We start from the raw sequence: 18,849 nt of genomic DNA, 5'->3' as shown, positions 1-18,849 counted from the left end.
TATAATGGAAGCAAAATTTTCAAACAGAGTTAAAGAGGTGATTTCCCTCAGCCGCGAAGAAGCTTTGCGATTGGGGCATGATTACATCGGTACAGAGCACCTCTTGTTAGGAATGATTCGCGAAGGAGAAGGTGTGGCTGTTTCCATTCTAAAGAAACTTGGCGTCCCTTTGGATGAGCTGAGAAATTCCGTGGAGCGGGCGGTTAAGGGCACAGCAAACCATAATGTTAAAAATCTGGCCAACATACCATTGACCCGGCAATCCGAGAAAGTATTAAAGATCACGTACTTAGAGGCTAAAATATTCAAAAGTCAGCTTATAGGTACCGAACACCTACTGCTTTCAATCTTGCGAGACGAGGATAATATCGCTACCCAAATACTTCAAAAATTTGACGCTACTTACGATTCGGTGAAGGAAATGCTGGAATTTCAGACAGATCAAACTCCGCGGTCTGGCACAGAGGCAGATGATTCGGATGAAGAAGGATCTAAATTGTTTGGTTCTTCTAGTGGTTCTTCCGGGAGTTCTAAAGGTTCAGCTGAGAAATCCCGCACTCCCGTTTTAGATAATTTCGGTCGCGACCTAACCCGCATGGCGGAAGAAGATAAATTAGACCCCATTATTGGCAGGGAAAAAGAAATTGAACGAGTTGCGCAAATCCTTTCCCGAAGAAAGAAAAACAATCCCATTCTGATCGGTGAACCTGGAGTTGGTAAAACGGCTATAGCTGAAGGTCTTGCCTTGAGAATCATACAGAAAAAGGTTTCCAGGGTATTATTCAATAAAAGGGTAGTAACACTGGACCTTGCCTCATTGGTAGCCGGTACCAAGTACCGCGGGCAGTTTGAAGAACGTATGAAAGCGGTGATGAACGAATTGGAGAAATCTCCAAATGTGATCTTGTTTATCGACGAGTTACATACCATTGTGGGCGCTGGTGGAGCAAGTGGTTCCCTGGATGCTTCCAATATGTTCAAGCCTGCCCTGGCCAGAGGAGAGATTCAATGTATTGGAGCTACTACGTTGGATGAATACAGGCAGTACATTGAAAAAGACGGTGCTTTGGCCCGAAGATTCCAAATGGTGATGGTAGATGCTACCTCCCCTGAGGAGACGGTTCAGATCTTGGAAAACATCAAAGATAAATACGAAGATCACCATAATGTAAATTATACTCCTGAAGCCATTCAGGCATGCGTAAACCTGTCGGACCGATATATTTCAGATCGTTTTCTACCGGATAAGGCTATTGATATCCTTGATGAAGCAGGTGCCCGAGTACATATTAATAATATCCATGTGCCGGAAAACATCCTGAAGCTGGAAGAAGAAGTAGAAAAAATCAAAGTAGAAAAAAACAGGGTAGTAAAAAGTCAGAAATACGAAGAAGCTGCTCAACTCAGAGATAAAGAAAAGAAACTCCTTGAGCAATTGGAGAATGCCAAAGCCAAGTGGGAGGAAGATAGCAAAACCAAACGTTACACCGTAGAAGAGGATAACGTGGCCGAGGTGATTGCCATGATGACTGGTATTCCTGCCAGAAGAATCGCCCAAAATGAAGGAGCCAAGTTGCTCAACATGGGAGAAGAGTTGAAAGGCAAAGTAGTTGGACAGGATGAAGCCATAAAAAAACTGACCAAAGCGATTCAAAGAACAAGGGTAGGGTTGAAGGATCCTAAAAAGCCCATCGGTTCGTTTGTATTTCTGGGCCCAACCGGGGTTGGAAAAACTGAATTGGCAAAAATGCTGGCTACCTACTTGTTTGACAAAGACGATTCACTAATCCGTATTGACATGTCCGAATACATGGAGAAATTTTCTGTCTCCAGGTTAGTAGGAGCGCCTCCAGGCTATGTCGGTTATGAAGAAGGTGGTCAGTTGACGGAAAAAGTTCGAAGAAAGCCTTATTCTGTTGTTTTGCTTGATGAAATCGAAAAAGCTCACCCAGATGTTTTCAATATCCTTCTTCAGGTATTGGATGACGGGGTGTTGACCGACGGACTTGGTAGGAGAGTCGACTTTCGAAATACCATCATTATCATGACCTCCAATATCGGTGTCAGGGATTTGAAAGATTTTGGTGCAGGAATCGGTTTTGCATCCAAAGCCAAAGAAGAAAATATGGACGAGGTGATGAAATCCACCATTCAGAATGCACTTAAGAAAGCATTCAGTCCGGAATTTCTTAACAGATTGGACGATGTGGTAATTTTCAACTCGCTCACCAAAGACCATATACACCAGATTATCGATATTAATCTGAAGAAGTTGTTTACCAGAATTACCGATCTGGGTTATGACATCGAGTTGACAGACAAGGCCAAAGATTTTCTATCGGAAAAAGGCTACGACAAGCAGTATGGTGCCCGACCCCTTAATAGAGCCATTCAGAAGTATCTGGAAGATGCACTGGCAGAAGAGATTCTTAAAGGGGAGCTTTCGGAAGGAGACGTGATCATAGCGGATTATTCCGGAGAAGGTGATGCGCTGGAAATCAAAGTAACTAAAAAGGAAAAAGCAGATTAAATAGGCAGTTATATCAAGCACTATTCATTATTGGGGGGCAGCCATTTCGGCTGTCCTTTCCTTTTTGTTAAAGCAGACCCGGTTTTTAAAAACATGAGTTGTTTTTTTTCGTAAAAATAGGCTAAACCAACCTGTTTTAATTCGTTTTTAATCGGGTTTTCGCAAATTAAGCCGTAGGCAAAAGTTTTGAAGAAAATGAAAAACACATTTCGTAGATGCCCTTTCTCTAACTGCCGCGTATAGCGTTTAATAAATGAAAAAATGAATATTTTTATCGAAAAATTGATTAAACTTTTCTTTTTATTATCAATCATTCCCTTTTTGCTATCCGAAAAGCTTCAGGAGAAGTATGACCTGAAAATCAACCCTCAGGTAGCTTATTCTATTTTTACAGGGCCAAAAAAGATCGCTAAGATTGAAGAGAAATTTATTGACGAAACCAGTGGGATGGCCGTCTCCCGTAGGTTTCCAGAGTTGATTTATGTGCACAATGACAGCGATGGATCTCCTGAAATATACGTACTGGATACCGCTGGCAAGTATCAGGGAACGCTTCAGCTGGAAGGAGTAGCTAACCGGGATTGGGAAGACCTTGCCATGGGCCCTGGTCCCAAAGAGGGAGAGCCCTACCTGTACGTGGGAGATATTGGCGATAATTTCAGCAAATACGAAGAATTGATTATTTTTAGAGTTCCGGAACCCAGAGTGGTAAAAGAGGAAATGACGGTAGTACCTGAAAAGATTATGCTGAGGTATCCCGATGGAGCCAAAGATGCGGAAACGTTACTAATAGATCCTATCAGCGGAGATTTGTATGTATTGACAAAAAGGAATGCCCGCAATACGCTGTACAAAGCTGCCGCAGCAGACCTGTACGATGAAAATACAGTGGTTTTGGAAAAGGTGATGGAATTGCCTGTAACACTTTCAGTTGGAGGAGATATTTCAGCCAATGGCTTACAGGTGATCATAAAAAACTACTGGGTAGTGTATTATTGGGAAAGAGAACCGGGCATGTCTCTCGAAGAATGCCTGCTGCAAAAGCCCAGGCTTCTTCCTTACGATCCCGAACCCCAGGGGGAAGCGCTGGCATTTAGTCCTGATGGAAATAGTTATTTTACCCTTAGCGAAAAGAAATTACGTGTTGACCCAGTTCTTTACCGCTACGAAAAAATGCAAAAAGCAGATTGAGATTGACTAATAACGATACTCAAAAGGGCCTGTTGGCCAAAGCTTACGATTCTGGTTTTGAACTGGCCCACGATTCCTACCAGTCACTGAGCAGGGGCAGTGACGGTAGGTTGTATTATGTGCTTTCATCCGAATCTCTGGAAAAAGGAGGGCAGCTCTTTCGCTTTGATCCTGAAACTGAGCAAATCGACTGGCTGGCTGATTTGACCGAAGCCTGTGGAGAATCCGAACGGAATGCCATCCCACAAGGCAAAAGCCACGTTCCTTTTTTCGAAAGTGGAGGGAAACTTTACTTTGGTACGCATGTAGGCCATTACGAAATGATTCAGGGTATGGAACGGCTACCCGAGAACCCTCCAAATGGCCTGAAATTGTATCCTGGTGGACATTTTTTATGCTGGAATTTGGAAACGGAAAGGCTGGAAGATCTGGGAATGGTACCCAATGGGGAAGGAATCTTGAGTCTGGCCATGGACACGCACCGCAACCAATTGTACGCCATTACCTGGCCCTATGGAAACTTCATTCATTTTGATCCGGGAAGCAAGGAAATCATACATATAGCCTCCATCGCTGAAAAAGGGGAAGCCGGATTTCCGGGTAAGGATTACCGGGTATTGTGTCGCTCCATGCTGGTCGCTCCTGATAACGGAAAGGTGTATTTCACCAATGCAGAGGGAGATATCTTCTCCTATAGTCCCTACCTAAAAACCAGACCTGAAAAGCTCCGGAACGTTCACATGCGACGGGATTACTTTGGATATTACGATCCCAAAATACCAGGAGACATGGGGTACAACTGGCGTAAAATTCTTTGGCACGGGGCAGAAAACACAGCTTATGGTATTCACGGCAATTCGGGGTACCTCTTTCGGTTTGATCCTAAAAAGGAACAATTGGAGGTAATCGACCGCCTGTGTTCCTCGGCTTCGAAAAGAAGTGGCATGTTTGACCAGTTTAGTTATGGTTACCTGGGGTTTGATTTGGCACCTGATGGAGAAACCCTTCACTACCTTACAGGAGGACCTGTAGGTGATGGACTGGGCGAAAGGAAGAAAATTGCCAAAGGGGCCGCCAAAGCATTGGAAAATCTTCATTGGGTGACATACCACATTCCTTCCGGGAAATATACGGATCACGGTCCTGTCTATTATCCGGATGGAAGCATTCCGACGTATGTGAATTCGCTTGCACTGGACAAGGCTCAGCAGGTTTATGCCCTCGCAAGAATGAAAAAACCCTGGGGAGAAATTCAGGATCTAATCAAATTGCAGCCGGGCAATTCCTCTTGAATTAAGAAAAGAATGGTAAGTGTTTCAGGAAATTAAGGGTTTTCGCTCATTTGCAATCGAAGTACGCCTCCATTGACCAGGTCCTCGTGACGAACACCCATACCCTGGAATAGTTTTCCATTAAAGCGTTTTCGTTGTATATAAAAATGATCGGGTCCGTTATTCTCAGCCCATATCGTAAGGGTTTTTCCAGGATAATAATTCGGATGTAAGCGGATTACGGCTTTGTCAAAAATAGGACTCCCCAGTTCGTAAATGGGGTTTACTTCTGTTCCCCCATTCATCTGGAATAAGCCGAGTTTCATTAGGACAGCCAGCGAACCCATAAGTCCTTGATCCTCGTCTCCATTATAACCCAGGTGCGGAGTAAGCGCGGAAAACGCTTTATCCAACACTTTTCTAGACCAATACTGCGTGAGATCTGGCCGATCCAAATAATTGAAGATATAGGCCATCTGCATGGAAGGCTGGTTCCCGTAATTTACCGGGATTCTACGGTATTCGGGATTTGTTTCTACGGCATGAGAGGTGCCTGAGGTGAAACCCAGTTTTTCTGCTGCCAGAAACTGTTCCTGGAGTTTTTCTACGGCCTTTTCCTTTCCACCCATTAGTTGGGCCAGGCCAGGCAGGTCGTGAGGCACAAACCAGGTAAATTGAGCCGCATTGGCTTCTACAAAACCCTTTCCATATTCATAAGGATCGAAAGGATCCATCCATTCTCCTTGTTCATTTTTGGGACGCATCCATCCGGATTCGGGATCGTAGACATTTTTATAATTTTTTGATCGGGCCAAAAACCGCGCAGCGTCCTCTTTTTTAGACAGGGCCTTGGCCAATTGCGAAAGGGTCCAATCCTGAAAGCTGTATTCCAGTGTTTGCCCGGCTCCTTGTTCGTGTCCGCCAAACCTGCCCCGGGGGTTGGGATAGGGAACGTATCCTTTGTCAATATAGTCTTCCACGTTACCCCCCTTGGCGCTAAGGTGTTCGTATCCGGATCTGCCCATTATTCCCCCGGGAAGGTGGTTTTTCTTCAATCCCTGATAGGCGGTTTCGACATCAAATCCGCGAATCCCCTTTTGATACAAGCCAACAAAAAAGGGAGTAGAGGAAGCTCCGGTCATGACATTGGTGTAATTGCCTCCCGAAGGTCCTCTGGGAATCAAGCCCCCGTCCAGGTAATACTGCAGAAAACTATTGGCAAATTCCTCGGCTATATCCGGATAGACCAAAGCCCATAATACACTGATGGTCCACTGCGCACCCCAGAAAGAGTCGGAATTAAAATGCCTGAATACGGGATTCCCCGCTTCGTCCAGTGGCACTTGTCCAATGCGAAAGCTGCTACCTGTATGATCTGGATAGGCACCATTTGCATCGCTGATGGTACGCCTTCCCTGCAAGGCTTTCCAAAGGTCGGTGTAAAACCGCCTTCGCTGCACTTCAGTATTTCCTTCTATCTGGATCCTGCCCAGCATTTCGTTCCAAACCTCCCGGGTTTCCAACTCCACCTGCTCAAAATCCCAGTGAGGAAGTTCTTGCTGCATGTTTTCCAAAGCGTTGTCAGGATGGGTGTATGAAATACTTACCTTCATTTGCAGTGGTTTTCCCCCAAGGTCTCCGAAGCCCGCAATGATATGGTGAGAATCCGGATGCTCCACCCAGTTCGCTATATCCTGGTCAAATGCTACCTGAAAATGGACGGTGATCGGTTTGGGTCGCCTGGAGGTAGGGGCATTCGTGACACTCCCTACCAGTGTTCGGTCTCCTAGTTTTTTCAGGCGCCCATCCAACATCGCACTTGGACCCAAGGTGCCTCCCAGGTGAAATAGAACGCCGGTTTGTTTTCCGGAAGGAAAGTGATAGCGATGCATACCTACCCGGTGGGTGGCCGTAAGTTCAGCTTCAATGTCAAAACGATCAAGGTATACCTGGTGGTAGCCTACACGGATGGTTTCCTTATCATGGCTGTAAGTTGAATAATAGTCATTAAGCAAGTCCTCTGGCGCATCCGTATAGCTCAGAGGCATCACAGAAACCCCAGACATTTGCCAGGCATGGATGTGGCTGAATCCCTTGATACTGTCCGCATCGTAGCGGTAGCCGCTGTTCCATGCACCGTCTATTTCGTGGTCCGGACTCAGATTAACCATACCGAAGGGTCGGGTAGCTGAGCTAAAATAAAACCATCTGGAATTGGCAGCATCCAAGAGCGGGTAAACCATGTCTGCAGGCTGCGGATCTGGCTTAAGCTGAAAGCTGAAAAGGGATAAAAGAGCGATATAAATAACTAATCGGGAACCGAGCGTATTCATAAGGGATTATAAGGTTAAGCGGGGTTTTTGGAAAGGGCTAACTGCCAGTTCCAGCTGTCACGAAGGGAATCTTCCAATGTATACTTTGGTTGCCAGTTAAGTTCGCGGTTGATTTTTTCGGTATCCGCCCAAACCTTTTCCACATCTCCCGGTCTTCTGGGACCAATCTTGTAATTTAAATCCTTTCCGCTGACTTTTTCAAAAGCGCGGATTACTTCCAGGACGGTGTTTCCCTTCCCGGTGCCAACGTTGAATAAGTCGTAGAGGGGAGCGGTTTTATTTTTAAGATAGCTGATCGATTTCACATGTGCCTCTGCCAGGTCCATTACATGGATGTAATCCCGCACACAACTGCCGTCCGGTGTATCGTAATCATCTCCGAATACGGTTAATTCATTTCGGATTCCTGCTCCTGTCTGGGTAACAAAGGGAACCAGATTGGATGGGACTCCGGTTGGCAACTCTCCAATAAGTCCTGACGGATGAGCTCCGATAGGATTAAAATACCGCAAGGCGATGGCGGATAGCCTGGCTTTACTTTTAACGTGGTCAGTTAAGATGTCTTCGCAGATTTTTTTGGTATTCCCATAAGGGCTTTCGGCATCCTTCCTGGGGGTGCTTTCTTTGACCGGAAGGGTGTCCGGCTGCCCGTAGACGGTGCAGGAAGATGAAAACACCAGGTTTTCCACCCCGTATATTTCCATGATTTCCAGTACTACCAAAAGGGAGAAAATATTGTTTCGATAATAGTTGAGCGGATGCTCCGTACTTTCTCCAACCGCCTTGTAAGCAGCAAAATGGATCACTCCGGTTAGTTCATTCTCCGAAAATATCCTTTCCATTAAACGTTTATCGTTGCAGTCGCCTTCGTAGCAAGGGATGGATTGGCCGGTAATTTTTTGCAAGCCATCTAAAACGCTTTTTTCGGCATTTGAAAAGTCATCTACGATGATGGGTTGGTAGCCAGCATCCACCAGCGCGACAGCGGTATGTGAACCGATGTATCCGGCTCCTCCGGTAATCAAAATTTTTTCCATGACCAAATATAAAGTTAAATCCCGTTGGGGAGAAATAATCCCCATGAAAAACCAGGCAAATGTATGCATTGAACCGATTCATCCTTCTTTGGGATCACAGTTTACTTTGTATTTCCATTTACTTTAATTAACTTTGCAGGCTGAAAGGAGGTGTATAATATGATCGTAGTAAACGTAAAAGAGAACGAATCTATCGAAAAAGCGCTGAAGCGTTTTAAGAAGAAATTTGACAAAACCGGAGTTATCCGTGAGTTGAGAAGCAGGCAGCATTTCGAAAAACCTTCCGTAAGCAGAAGGACAGAGGTAATTAAAGCCGCCTACAAACAAAGAATGCAGGAACAGGAAGGGAAATAAGAAAACCCTTCGTTTTCATAAAATTTATGAGCATATTGGTGTATCAAATCACCGATATGCTTTTTTCATTTATAAATTACCTGGAAAACGAAAAAAGGGCGAGTGCACATACCGTGCTGGCTTATAAAAATGACCTGGAGCAGTTTTCCGATTTTTTAGGAAGTGCCTTTGGGCTGGACAGGCTGGAAGAAGCTACCCATGCGGAAATCAGGGCCTGGATGGTGGACCTGATAGAAGACGGGCTTTCGGAGGCTACTGTCAACCGCAAAATGGCAACTCTCCGAACTTTTTTCACATTTTTGCTCAAATCTGAAGTTATTAGCCGGGATCCGACGGTCAAGATACGGTCCTTGAAAAAAGGAAGAAAACTCCCGACATTTATCCCGGAAAACGAAATGGAAGCACTTCTTGAGGCCGCTAACTACGATGCCGGTTATGAAGGGCAGCGGGACCGTATGGTGATGCAAATTCTGTACCTTACCGGTATGCGATTGTCCGAATTGATCGGTTTGCGATGGAATGCGATAGACCTCGGAAACGGGCAGGTAAAAGTACTGGGAAAAGGTAAGAAATACCGAATTATACCCGTATCTAATCAGCTTCAAAAGAAAATACTTTCCTATAAAAAAGTATTCGAGGAAACATTTTCATTTGCAGACGGAAATGACTATTTTATCGTTAGAAACAACAAGGAAGCAGCTTATCCAATGATGATTTATCGAATTGTCAGAAGATACCTTGATCTTTTTATTCAGACCACCAAAAGAAGTCCCCACTTGATGCGACATACCTTTGCCACCCATTTGCTAAATAAAGGAGCCGACCTTAACGCGGTCAAAGACTTACTGGGGCATTCCAGCCTGGCTGCTACTCAGGTCTACACCCATAATTCGATCGAAAAACTGAAGGCTGTGTACGAACAAGCACATCCTAAAGCGTAAATAAAAGTCAAACTTTTAAACAGTGATTACTATGAAATTACAAATGCATTCAATTCATTTCGACGCCGATCAGAAGTTGATCAACTTTATCCAGAAAAAAGCTGACAAACTGGACACGTATTACGATCAAATCATTGACGGAGAGGTTTTTATGAGGCTGGATAAAAATGATAGGAGTGAAAACAAAATCGTGGAAATCAAGCTGAATGTACCCGGAAAACAACTTTTTTCCAAAAGTCAGAACGATTCCTTTGAAGCCGCTGCCGATGATTCGGTGGAAGCATTGAGAAGGCAGATTAAAAAATTCAAGGAAAAGGTGGTAATCGCCAAGCAATAAGAAAAGCCTTTTAAGTAAAAAAAAGCTGCTCTCGAGCAGCTTTTTTTGATAGTAACCGTTCCGCAGGACTTCTTTACGGAGCTAATCGTTCGACCCAATAATATTTTTTACCCCATTGCCTCTTTGCTGCATTCGTTTCTCCGCTGAAAATGGCCGTTACCATTTCTTGCCAGTACTTCGGATCCCAATTAAGGCTGGCCAGATCGCTGGAAAACGCTCCGTCAGGCAGGTCTTTTAGGTGGGCCCCATCACATATTAAATACCGAAATTGTTCCGGAACCTCCGCCAATTTCTTAAATGTTTTCAAGGTATATGCTGTTCCCAACCCGATCCGGATTTTACTCGCATAGTGAGGATGGCCTAAAAAGGCGATTTGGCTGTTTTCCGGAATGGATTGTTGTTCCAGGTGTCTACGAACCTGTACTCCCTGATGAGGGATGGAAAGGGGATGCGAGAGCAAAGAAAGGTTGAAAAACACCAACAAAACTGATGTACCCAATACTTGTAGCCGGTAAGCAGGGATAGCAAGCTTAAATGCAAGGAAGAGACTCAAACTAAGCCCGGCTACCCATTGAATATAAATAAGTGGTGGATTTTCCAATCCAATTATTGGCAACAAGGCTACCGCCAGCAATAGCCAGTTGATTCCCAGAAAAGCCCATGCCGCTACGTTCAGGCTGGTATTTAGTGCTTCGGGTTGTCGTTTAAGGAGTATTCCTGCCAGCCCAATGGCTGCTACAGGGGTGACCGGAAGAAGATACCTTTCGTAAAAGGTGGAGACCAAACCGGTCATGGCGATTATGGATACAACCCAAAGGGCCACAAATCCAAAAAACACCTTGTTTTCATGAAAAACGGCTATTGTGTTTTTTTTCACATTTTTAATGGCCGGAATAAACCAGGGAACAAACAAAACCAGCATCAACAGCAGTGCAAGCGACAAATGTCGGATTATTTGCAAGAGCCTGCTGCCTACACGCATGCCCAGCTGGTCTTCGAAAAAAGAGTCCAGGTAGACGGGGCCGAATTTAAAGTACATGGCCACAAACCAAAACAACCCAATGGCTACCCCGCTCAGTAGGGCAGGCGGATACAGCAATTGCTTCAAGGACAAAGGTTGCCAGGGGTTAAATCGCAGGTAAGCGACGGCAATTAATCCCAGTGCAGCAGCAGGAAGTCCTTTCACTTCAAATGCCAGGCCCAGGCTTAGGTAAAATAGCCAGAGATATTTTTTCGGTGCCTTTTTTCCGTTGTGGATCAATCCGGCCACTCCAAGGGCGGCAAATGTCATAAAAAAAACCAGTAATATATCTGGAATGGAGCGGGTACTGCTAAAAATAACAATAGGATGGGTAGCCACTATCCAGGCGGACCATTGCGGCAAACGACTATTGCTGCTGATCAGGCTAACAATGCGATACACCAAGGGTATCAAAGCCGCTCCGGCAATCAAAAACAGCAGTCTGGAAGATAATGCAGAAACCCCGAGGGTTTTGAATCCCGCCAAAACTGCCCAGTACGTAAGAATGGGTTTTTTAAAGCGAAGTTCGCCATTCCCCAGATAGGTAGTCAGATAGTCCCCATTTTGCATCATTTGTATGGCCGCATCCGTATAGTACATTTCGTCCGGATAATGCAAATGAAAATCAAGCGCAAAAGGAGCAATTAATAACAGGAAGGCTGCCAGAGGTAATTGGTAGCCTTCGATCCATCGTCGGGGTAGTTCCATATGATCAAAAAGAAAGTACGAAAGTAGAAAAAAATACTGCTTTTGGGAAGGCATTTCTTCCCAAAAGCAAGCTTTCAACTAGACCTTAACGCTTCTTCCATTTTCGGCGGATTTCAAAATAGCTTCTACAATTTTTATGTCCCTCAATCCCTCTTCTCCGGGAACCAAAGGGGCTTTATTTTCCAAAATGGCCAGTGCATCGTCATCCATCTGATTGGCTTGTTGCCAGGGAACCTGGTAAGGATGGTTGATTTCTCCCAAGGGGCTTTTTCCCTTTACACCGGCATAAGCCGAATAAGGCTGCATTTCGATGTCTCCTTCTTCACATTCAATAGTCAGGAAATTGATGTTTTCTGCAAAACTGGTCTTGATATCGGCACGCACGCCTCCGGGAAACTCCAATTTGGCCTCTACCACATCCGCGAGTCCGTCCTGGTATATTTCCGGACGGGTGGATAGGGCCGTTGCCGAAATCACCGAAACGGGCTCCATATTGGTACCCATGCGGGCACCTTGTATGGAATAGACCCCCATATCGTAGATGACCCCTCCGCCCATTTCCTTCTTTTGCTTCCAGTGATCGGTTCTGTTCTCCCGGTATCCTGCAGCACAATTTACATAATTGACCTTTCCGAGTTTATTCTGCCGAACGATGGACCGGTATTCCTGGGTATTAGGCTCGTGTTGTAGCCGGTAGCCAATGGTAAGTTGTACCTTGTTTTTCTCACAAGCATCGATCATATCCTGACATTCTTTACTGGTCACCGCCATGGGTTTTTCACACCAGACGTGCTTCCCGGCGTTTGCCGCCCTTATGGTGTACTCCGCATGCATGGAAGGAGGGAGCACCACGTACACCACGTCTATATCCGGGTTATTTGCAATGCTGTCAAAATTCTCGTAGTTGTAAATGTTTTTATCCGGCAGCTGGTACTTTTCTTTCCAGGCTACGGCCTTGGAAGGAGTACCGGTTACAATTCCTGCCAAGTAGCAGTGTTCGGTTTGTTGGAGAGCGGGAGCCAACAGGTCGGTACTGTAATAGCCCAGTCCTACCAAGGCCACTCCGATCTTTTCTTTTTTGGAACGGGCCAAAAGGTTTAGGGGATTGACCAGGGCCAGACTGCTGCCCAGCGCCATGGTTTTGATGGCATTTCTTCGGGAATGGGTGTTCATTGGGTTTAGTAGTTTGGTTTGATAAAAAGAAATTACCAGGAATACCTGGTTTTTCATCTTCAATATACGGATTTTTAACACGTAGACCAATCATACCAAACAGGTTCGGATAAGGTAAGCAGTTGTAAATAGGAATGTTTTTAAGACTCCATTTGTCCCCGTTTTCAAAAAAGCGTAATTTCGTTAAAATTTTGTTCTATGGCCCAACCAGAGATTTCCGTAGTCGTTACTATTTTTAACGAAGAAGGCAATATTCCTCCCTTGCTGAAGGCAATTTATGCTTCCCTTTCCTCCATAGACTACGAACTAATTCTGGTGGATGATGGCTCCACGGACCGGTCTGTAGAAAAAATGAAAGCCCTGGCCAATGAGCGAACACGAATTTTGGTTTTCAACAAAAATTACGGGCAGACAACCGCACTGGCTGCCGGGATAGACCATTCGAACGGACAGTTTATCGTGACCATGGATGGTGATCTGCAAAACGATCCCAGCGATATTCCGATGATGCTGGAAATGGCGAAAAAGGAAGACTGGGACGTGGTGGCCGGGAGAAGAGCTAACCGGCAGGATGGTTTTGTGCTCCGAAAACTGCCTAGTAAAATAGCCAATTGGTTAATCCGGACTACTACCAAAGTGTATCTTTCCGACTACGGCTGCAGCTTGCGGATTTATAAAGCTCAAATTGCGCAAAACATGGGATTGTATGGCGAACTTCACCGCTTCATTCCCGTCCTTGCCCGACAGGAAGGAGCTCGAATGACAGAAGTGGATGTCAAACACCATCCCCGCATTCACGGAACATCCAAGTACGGTCTCAGCCGCACTTTTAAAGTGATCGCGGACCTTATCCTGATGCTTTTCTTTCAGAAGTACTTTCAGCGCCCCATCCATATCTTTGGCACGCTGGGACTGCTGTCCCTTGCTTTGGGTGTATTGGTCAATTTTTACCTGTTGGTGGTAAAATTAATGGGAGAAGATATTTGGGGCAGACCAATTTTGCTGGTAGGTTCTATCTTGGTGTTGGGAGGTATTCAGCTGATCACTACCGGCATAGTGGCCGAAATTATCGTTCGAACCTATTTTGAATCGCAAAACAAGAAAACCTATTCCGTGAAAGCAACCCATCAAGGTGGTCAAGAAGCGAATTAAACTCTTACTGAAAATACTTCTAACCGGAGCGGCCTTGTATTTGGTTTTTAATAAAATCGATACAAAGACCACCTGGCGGGTCATCCAATCAGCGCATGTAGGCTGGTTGGTGCTGGCTTGGGTATTTTTTATCGTCTCCAAGGTATTCAGCGCCTTTCGGTTGAACAGATACTTCCAGGATATTGGCTTGGAACTGCCTCAAATCAAAAACCTGAAATTGTATGCCATTGGCATGTTTTACAACCTTTTTCTACCAGGAGGTATTGGAGGCGACGGGTACAAGGTCTACCTCTTGAATAAGATCCATGGTGCACCGGTAAAAAAGCTAATCCATTGCGTGTTGCTGGACCGGGGAAACGGGCTTGCCGTACTCTTGTGGCTTATGTTCGGTCTGATGCTTTTTCTAGATCTGGCATGGGAGTATCCCATTTCCCTATTTTGGTTGGGCCTGCTGGCCATGTTGGCACTTCCTTTTGGGTTTTATTTGGTTATGTATCTTTTTTTCAGACCATTTATGGCTTCCATTCCGGTAAGTACGGGGTACTCTTTTCTCAACCAGGTTTTGCAGCTCTTCAGTGCGTATTTTATCCTGGCGGCACTAGAGGTGGAGCAGCAGTTTATTACCTACCTGTTTGTCTTTTTGGTTTCCAGCACGGTATCGGTATTGCCTTTGACCATCGGTGGGGTAGGGGCCAGGGAACTGGTATTCGTGTATGCCCACGATCTGGTGGGTATCGATCGGAACGTGGCGGTTGCCTTTAGCCTGCTGTTTTTTTTGATCACCGTGCTAACCTCCTTAAGCGGAATTCTTTTTAAGTACAGAAAATAATAATATTCTATCAAGTGCTTAAAGGTAATTCTCCGAAATTTGGTATTGCATGATTTTTGAAGCCTCTATCCAACACTTACCAAAGCTATCAAAGGATGTACCATTACGATTATCCGCGACCTGCCTTGACCACCGATGCCGTAGTACACGATGTAAAGGGAAACCGAGTTTTACTGATAAAGCGAAAAAATCCACCCTTCGAAGGTAAATGGGCCTTGCCGGGGGGATTTGTCGAGAAGTATGAATTACCCGAACATGCCTGTAGAAGGGAGCTGAAAGAGGAAACGGACCTGGATCTGCCTGTAGGGAAAATGTTGGGCGTTTTTGCAGAAAAGGGCAGGGATCCCAGAGGCTGGATGGTAAGTGTGGCTTTTTTGTTCACCATCGAACATCCGTTGGCAACCCAGGCAGGATCAGATAGCAGCGGAGCAGCATGGTTTTCGCTCTCCGAGCTTCCGGAGCTTGCTTTTGACCATCGCAAAATACTTCAGGAGGCGGGCTTGATTTAAACCATAAGCGGTATTCTTTTTTCGAGACCAGTCAACCACCAGGCAATCCCCAAATCTGCCAGGCAGAATACTTGGATTAACTCCGCCCGCTCGGTAGGAATGGGAGTATTTTTAGCTTAGAACAAGTTGTTTTTTTGGTCTGACCTGTTTCTACGATTGCGATTCAATGTGATTTCCGTCCCTAAATCCCCAGCCCTCTAGGCGGATTGCTGAAATGGGGAATTGTTGCTTAAATAGGATAATGTAATCAGGATGAAGGACGGCAAGTTTTTTGAGTTCCGTAAAGCCGAACGCGTATAAAATCCCTCCGCCGCGGCGGAGGGTGAAGCGCCTGTCCAGACCGGAGTCGGGAGGGTTTTTTTCCTGCCCATACCATTTATACGCTTACTGATTTCTGTAAAATTGCGGTAGGACTAACAATAAATAAAATTTAGATCTGTAAACTATTTTCAGGACGGGGCTATTTTCGTCCCTAAATCCCCCAGCCCCCCTTGAGAAAGGTGGACTTGCTGAAATTGAGATATTAGGCTGATCAAGTAATGGTTAATCGGGCCAACCTAACATAGGAGGCAGGGAAAGTACCCGGCAAAGCTGAAATGGATGAAATCCCGATGCTGTGGAGGAAGGCGATTGGGATTTTACCCAAAACGAAAAAAACCTGACCACAAAGGGTCAGGTTTTTATTTTATAATTGTTTGTTAAGAGTAATTATCCAATGGAAATACGCTTAAAATCCACTACCGTCAGGCCTTTATTGACACTTTCCAGGTACTGGGCGATGGTCTTTCCGGGATCTTTTACAAAGGTCTGGCTGAGCAGGGTATTTTCTTTGTAAAACTTATTTAATTTTCCCAGGGCAATTTTTTCCAGCATGGCTTCAGGTTTCCCCTCTTGCCTTGCCTGGTCTTTACCTACCTCAATTTCTCTTTCTACAACAGTTGAATCAACACCGTCTTTGTCGATGGCTACGGGGTTCATGGCAGCGATTTGCATGGCCACGTCCTTTCCTGCCTCCGTTACGGCATCTCCTGACTGGTTGAGCGCTACAAGTACGCCTAATTTGCCATTGGAATGGATGTAAGGTTCTACCGCTTCGCCAGAAACTTTCTCCAGATGAGAAACTTCAATTTTTTCACCAATTTTACCGGTCATTTCGGTAATTTTCTCTCCAACGGTGCTTCCCTCAAAAGGCAAAGCCATTACCGCATCAATAGAATCCGCATTGCCTTTTACGGTTGCGTCCAATATGGAATTGGCAAAGTTAACGAATTCGTCGTTTTTGGCCACAAAGTCGGTTTCACAGGTAAGGGAGATAAGGGTTCCGGTTTTGCCATCCGCGCTAACGTGCGTGGCTACAACCCCTTCTTTGGTTTCTCTGTCCGCTCTGGAAGCGGAAACTTTTTGTCCTTTTTTTCTCAGGATGTCAATAGCTTTTTCAAAATCTCCTCCTGCTTCGGTGAGGGCTTTTTTACAGTCCATCATACCGGCGCCGGTCTTTTGTCTCAATTTGTTTACCTCTTGTGCAGTAATAGCCATTGGTCTATGTATTTTTTTGTTGATTGAAAATTAGGTACTGACAGTAAAACAAAAATTGAACACGAGGCCATTGCCCGTGTCCAATTTTATATAAAATGTCAAAGTGGATTATTCGTTGGTTTCAGCGTCGGCCGCTTTTTTTGCTTCTTCCTCTTCGGAAAGTTTGGCTTCGTCTTTATCTTTCTTTCGTTCAGACAAACCTTCTTCAATGGCTGCACCGAAGGCTTTCACCAGGAGTGAAATGGATTTAAATGCATCGTCATTAGCAGGGATAGGAAAATCCACCTCGTTAGGGTTGGAGTTTGTATCCACCAATGCAAACACAGGAATGCCCAGCTTTTTGGCTTCGGAAAGTGCAATGTGTTCCCTTTTGATATCTACGATAAACAGGGCCGCAGGAAGACGGGTAAGGTCAGCGATGCCACCCAATACGTTTTCCAATTTTTCCCGTTGACGGCTGATCATCAACCGCTCTTTTTTCGCCAGGTTGTTGTAAGAATCGTCCTTGGACATCTTGTCGATGGTGGACATTTTCTTCAAGGATTTACGGATAGTGGCGAAGTTAGTCATCATGCCTCCCAGCCATCTTTCTGTAACGAAAGGCATTTTGAGCCTTTTGGCTTCTTCCGTTACCAAGTCCTTGGCTTGTTTCTTCGTTGCGACAAACATTACTTTTTTGCCTGAGCGAACGATCTGCTTGATTGCGTTGGATGCTTCTTCAAGGCAAACGAGCGTTTTGTTTAGATCAATAATATGGATCCCATTCTTCTCCATGAAGATATAGGGTGCCATTTTAGGATCCCACTTTCTTGTTAAGTGTCCGAAATGAACACCAGCATCCAGTAAGTCTTTATATTCTATATTGGCCATTTAATAAAATTGTTGTTTTTATAGTTTGTGGAAAAGAATATCCGCAATTATCGTTTAGAGAACTGGAATTTCCTTCTTGCTTTTCTTCGTCCTGGTTTCTTACGCTCCACCATTCGGGAATCTCTGGTTAGGAATCCTTCTTTTTTCAAAGCACCGCGGTGCTCCTCGTTGATTTCGCACAATGCTCTGGAGATGGCCATACGGATAGCTTCTGCCTGCCCACTGATTCCTCCTCCGTCTACGTTGATATTGATATCGAAGGCTCCGTCTTCGTTGACCAATACCAAAGGTTGCTTGACCACAATCTGGTGCAACTCAAAGGGGAAATACTTGTCCAGCGCCCGCTTGTTCACCGTGATGGCACCGTTTCCGGCTTTCATGTAAATTCTGGCTACGGATTCTTTTCTTCTTCCGATTTTGTTAATTACTTCCATTGATGGCTGGCATTAAAGTTTTACTTCTTTTGGTTTCTGCGCACTGTGAGGATGTTCCGAACCGGCATATACATACAGGTTGGTGTACATTTTCCTGCCCAGCCTGTTTTTTGGCAGCATGCCTTTGACGGCTTTCTCTACCAGGGTCCGGGGGGCCTTCTCCATCAGGATTTTGGGGGTTGCTATACGCTGTCCTCCCGGATATCCTGTATGTCGAACGTACACCTTTTCGTTCCATTTCTTTCCTGTAAGCCTGATTTTCTCGGCATTGATGACAATCACGTTGTCACCACAGTCCACATGAGGGGTAAAGTTTGGCTTGTGCTTCCCTCTCAACATTTTTGCCACTTCACTCGCAAACCGGCCCAGGATTTTGGATTGGGCATCCACTATCACCCAATTTTTATCCACCGTGGCATCGTTCGCTGATATGGTCTTATAGCTTAAAGTATTCACTGTGTAAACGTTTAATAATTAGCTTGTTAAATACATTTCACCCTTAAAAAGGGACACAAAGATAGAAGTTAATTCCATCAATTGCAAAGGAATCTAAAGTTTACTACCTTATTTTCACAAGAATAGGGCTGAGATATTGAGTGCGAAAAGGGAGGAGAGGATCTGAT

The 18,849-nt window shown here is 45.0% G+C and carries 17 protein-coding genes; 9 read left to right on the top strand and 8 right to left on the bottom strand.

What is annotated here, in order from left to right:
- Positions 1 to 4: 4 nt before the first annotated feature.
- The 3 genes from GKS34_RS16535 (at position 5) to GKS34_RS16525 (ending at position 5,013) form a co-directional block, all read left to right on the top strand.
- Complete coding sequence (locus GKS34_RS16535) at positions 5 to 2,530, top strand: ATP-dependent Clp protease ATP-binding subunit (protein ID WP_163386083.1); 2,526 nt, start codon at positions 5 to 7, stop codon at positions 2,528 to 2,530.
- 261 nt (positions 2,531 to 2,791) lie between these two features.
- Complete coding sequence (locus GKS34_RS16530) at positions 2,792 to 3,721, top strand: hypothetical protein (RefSeq protein WP_163386082.1); 930 nt, start codon at positions 2,792 to 2,794, stop codon at positions 3,719 to 3,721.
- A gap of 2 nt (positions 3,722 to 3,723) precedes the next feature.
- Complete coding sequence (locus GKS34_RS16525; protein WP_163386081.1) at positions 3,724 to 5,013, top strand: hypothetical protein; 1,290 nt, start codon at positions 3,724 to 3,726, stop codon at positions 5,011 to 5,013.
- A 32-nt stretch (positions 5,014 to 5,045) separates the two neighbouring features.
- Here GKS34_RS16525 and GKS34_RS16520 read toward each other — a convergent pair whose 3' ends face one another.
- Together GKS34_RS16520 and galE are read right to left on the bottom strand one after the other, a co-directional pair.
- Positions 5,046 to 7,325 carry a GH92 family glycosyl hydrolase gene (locus tag GKS34_RS16520; protein ID WP_163386080.1) on the bottom strand — a complete coding sequence of 760 codons (2,280 nt, stop codon included), beginning with the start codon at positions 7,323 to 7,325 and terminating at the stop codon, positions 5,046 to 5,048.
- Positions 7,326 to 7,339: 14 nt separating this feature from the next.
- Positions 7,340 to 8,362 (bottom strand): UDP-glucose 4-epimerase GalE, encoded by a 1,023-nt coding sequence (gene galE / locus GKS34_RS16515; protein WP_163386079.1) that lies wholly within the window; start codon positions 8,360 to 8,362, stop codon positions 7,340 to 7,342.
- A gap of 159 nt (positions 8,363 to 8,521) precedes the next feature.
- Here galE and rpsU point away from each other — a divergent pair, with 159 nt between their 5' ends.
- From rpsU to hpf, 3 genes are read left to right on the top strand one after another with little or no spacing between them, the layout of a single operon-like run.
- Positions 8,522 to 8,716, top strand: coding sequence for a 30S ribosomal protein S21 (gene rpsU, locus GKS34_RS16510; protein WP_162344160.1), 195 nt, complete (start codon positions 8,522 to 8,524; stop codon positions 8,714 to 8,716).
- A gap of 56 nt (positions 8,717 to 8,772) precedes the next feature.
- The gene (locus GKS34_RS16505; RefSeq protein ID WP_163386121.1) at positions 8,773 to 9,657 is read left to right on the top strand and encodes a tyrosine-type recombinase/integrase; all 885 of its coding nucleotides are present in this window, start codon (positions 8,773 to 8,775) and stop codon (positions 9,655 to 9,657) included.
- A 31-nt stretch (positions 9,658 to 9,688) separates the two neighbouring features.
- Positions 9,689 to 9,994, top strand: coding sequence for a ribosome hibernation-promoting factor, HPF/YfiA family (gene hpf, locus GKS34_RS16500; RefSeq protein WP_163386078.1), 306 nt, complete (start codon positions 9,689 to 9,691; stop codon positions 9,992 to 9,994).
- A gap of 73 nt (positions 9,995 to 10,067) precedes the next feature.
- Here the strand turns inward: hpf and GKS34_RS16495 are convergent, their stop codons facing one another.
- Entirely contained in the window at positions 10,068 to 11,723 is a 1,656-nt protein-coding gene (locus tag GKS34_RS16495; RefSeq protein WP_163386077.1) for an ArnT family glycosyltransferase, read from the bottom strand.
- Between the two features lie 78 nt (positions 11,724 to 11,801).
- A complete protein-coding gene (locus tag GKS34_RS16490; protein WP_163386120.1) occupies positions 11,802 to 12,896 on the bottom strand; it encodes a Gfo/Idh/MocA family protein in 1,095 nt (364 codons plus the stop codon).
- Positions 12,897 to 13,094: 198 nt separating this feature from the next.
- Between GKS34_RS16490 and GKS34_RS16485 the strand changes: the two genes are divergently transcribed.
- From GKS34_RS16485 to GKS34_RS16475, 3 genes are all read left to right on the top strand, one after another.
- On the top strand, positions 13,095 to 14,048 hold the full coding sequence (locus tag GKS34_RS16485; RefSeq protein ID WP_163386076.1) for a glycosyltransferase family 2 protein: 954 nt from the start codon (positions 13,095 to 13,097) through the stop codon (positions 14,046 to 14,048).
- Positions 14,029 to 14,877: a lysylphosphatidylglycerol synthase transmembrane domain-containing protein gene (locus tag GKS34_RS16480; protein WP_163386075.1), complete on the top strand. Its 849-nt coding sequence runs from the start codon at positions 14,029 to 14,031 to the stop codon at positions 14,875 to 14,877. Before GKS34_RS16485 ends, GKS34_RS16480 begins: the two co-directional genes overlap by 20 nt.
- A gap of 95 nt (positions 14,878 to 14,972) precedes the next feature.
- The gene (locus tag GKS34_RS16475) at positions 14,973 to 15,386 is read left to right on the top strand and encodes an NUDIX domain-containing protein (RefSeq protein ID WP_163386074.1); all 414 of its coding nucleotides are present in this window, start codon (positions 14,973 to 14,975) and stop codon (positions 15,384 to 15,386) included.
- A 708-nt stretch (positions 15,387 to 16,094) separates the two neighbouring features.
- Here GKS34_RS16475 and tsf read toward each other — a convergent pair.
- From tsf to rplM, 4 genes are all read right to left on the bottom strand, one after another.
- Complete coding sequence (tsf, locus tag GKS34_RS16470) at positions 16,095 to 16,922, bottom strand: translation elongation factor Ts (protein ID WP_163386073.1); 828 nt, start codon at positions 16,920 to 16,922, stop codon at positions 16,095 to 16,097.
- Between the two features lie 108 nt (positions 16,923 to 17,030).
- Positions 17,031 to 17,792: a 30S ribosomal protein S2 gene (gene rpsB / locus GKS34_RS16465; protein WP_163386072.1), complete on the bottom strand. Its 762-nt coding sequence runs from the start codon at positions 17,790 to 17,792 to the stop codon at positions 17,031 to 17,033.
- 47 nt (positions 17,793 to 17,839) lie between these two features.
- On the bottom strand, positions 17,840 to 18,226 hold the full coding sequence (gene rpsI, locus GKS34_RS16460; protein WP_163386071.1) for a 30S ribosomal protein S9: 387 nt from the start codon (positions 18,224 to 18,226) through the stop codon (positions 17,840 to 17,842).
- A 12-nt stretch (positions 18,227 to 18,238) separates the two neighbouring features.
- Entirely contained in the window at positions 18,239 to 18,682 is a 444-nt protein-coding gene (rplM, locus tag GKS34_RS16455; protein ID WP_162344171.1) for a 50S ribosomal protein L13, read from the bottom strand.
- Positions 18,683 to 18,849: the final 167 nt, after the last annotated feature.

Origin of the sequence: Cyclobacterium jeungdonense (genome assembly GCF_010994275.1) — a bacterium.
Lineage (GTDB): Bacteria > Bacteroidota > Bacteroidia > Cytophagales > Cyclobacteriaceae > Cyclobacterium > Cyclobacterium jeungdonense.
Note: the sequence above shows the minus strand (reverse complement) of the source record. Positions and strands in the feature narration are given on the sequence as shown.

Coding starts and splice junctions, on each gene's coding strand:
- GKS34_RS16485 (WP_163386076.1), top strand. CDS start 13,095: ATGGCCCAACCAGAGATTTCCGTAGTCGTTACTATTTTTAACGAAGAA.
- tsf (WP_163386073.1), bottom strand. CDS start 16,922: ATGGCTATTACTGCACAAGAGGTAAACAAATTGAGACAAAAGACCGGC.
- GKS34_RS16535 (WP_163386083.1), top strand. CDS start 5: ATGGAAGCAAAATTTTCAAACAGAGTTAAAGAGGTGATTTCCCTCAGC.
- GKS34_RS16520 (WP_163386080.1), bottom strand. CDS start 7,325: ATGAATACGCTCGGTTCCCGATTAGTTATTTATATCGCTCTTTTATCC.
- GKS34_RS16530 (WP_163386082.1), top strand. CDS start 2,792: ATGAATATTTTTATCGAAAAATTGATTAAACTTTTCTTTTTATTATCA.
- rpsU (WP_162344160.1), top strand. CDS start 8,522: ATGATCGTAGTAAACGTAAAAGAGAACGAATCTATCGAAAAAGCGCTG.
- GKS34_RS16505 (WP_163386121.1), top strand. CDS start 8,773: ATGCTTTTTTCATTTATAAATTACCTGGAAAACGAAAAAAGGGCGAGT.
- hpf (WP_163386078.1), top strand. CDS start 9,689: ATGAAATTACAAATGCATTCAATTCATTTCGACGCCGATCAGAAGTTG.
- galE (WP_163386079.1), bottom strand. CDS start 8,362: ATGGAAAAAATTTTGATTACCGGAGGAGCCGGATACATCGGTTCACAT.
- rpsI (WP_163386071.1), bottom strand. CDS start 18,226: ATGGAAGTAATTAACAAAATCGGAAGAAGAAAAGAATCCGTAGCCAGA.
- rpsB (WP_163386072.1), bottom strand. CDS start 17,792: ATGGCCAATATAGAATATAAAGACTTACTGGATGCTGGTGTTCATTTC.
- GKS34_RS16490 (WP_163386120.1), bottom strand. CDS start 12,896: ATGAACACCCATTCCCGAAGAAATGCCATCAAAACCATGGCGCTGGGC.
- GKS34_RS16495 (WP_163386077.1), bottom strand. CDS start 11,723: ATGGAACTACCCCGACGATGGATCGAAGGCTACCAATTACCTCTGGCA.
- GKS34_RS16475 (WP_163386074.1), top strand. CDS start 14,973: ATGTACCATTACGATTATCCGCGACCTGCCTTGACCACCGATGCCGTA.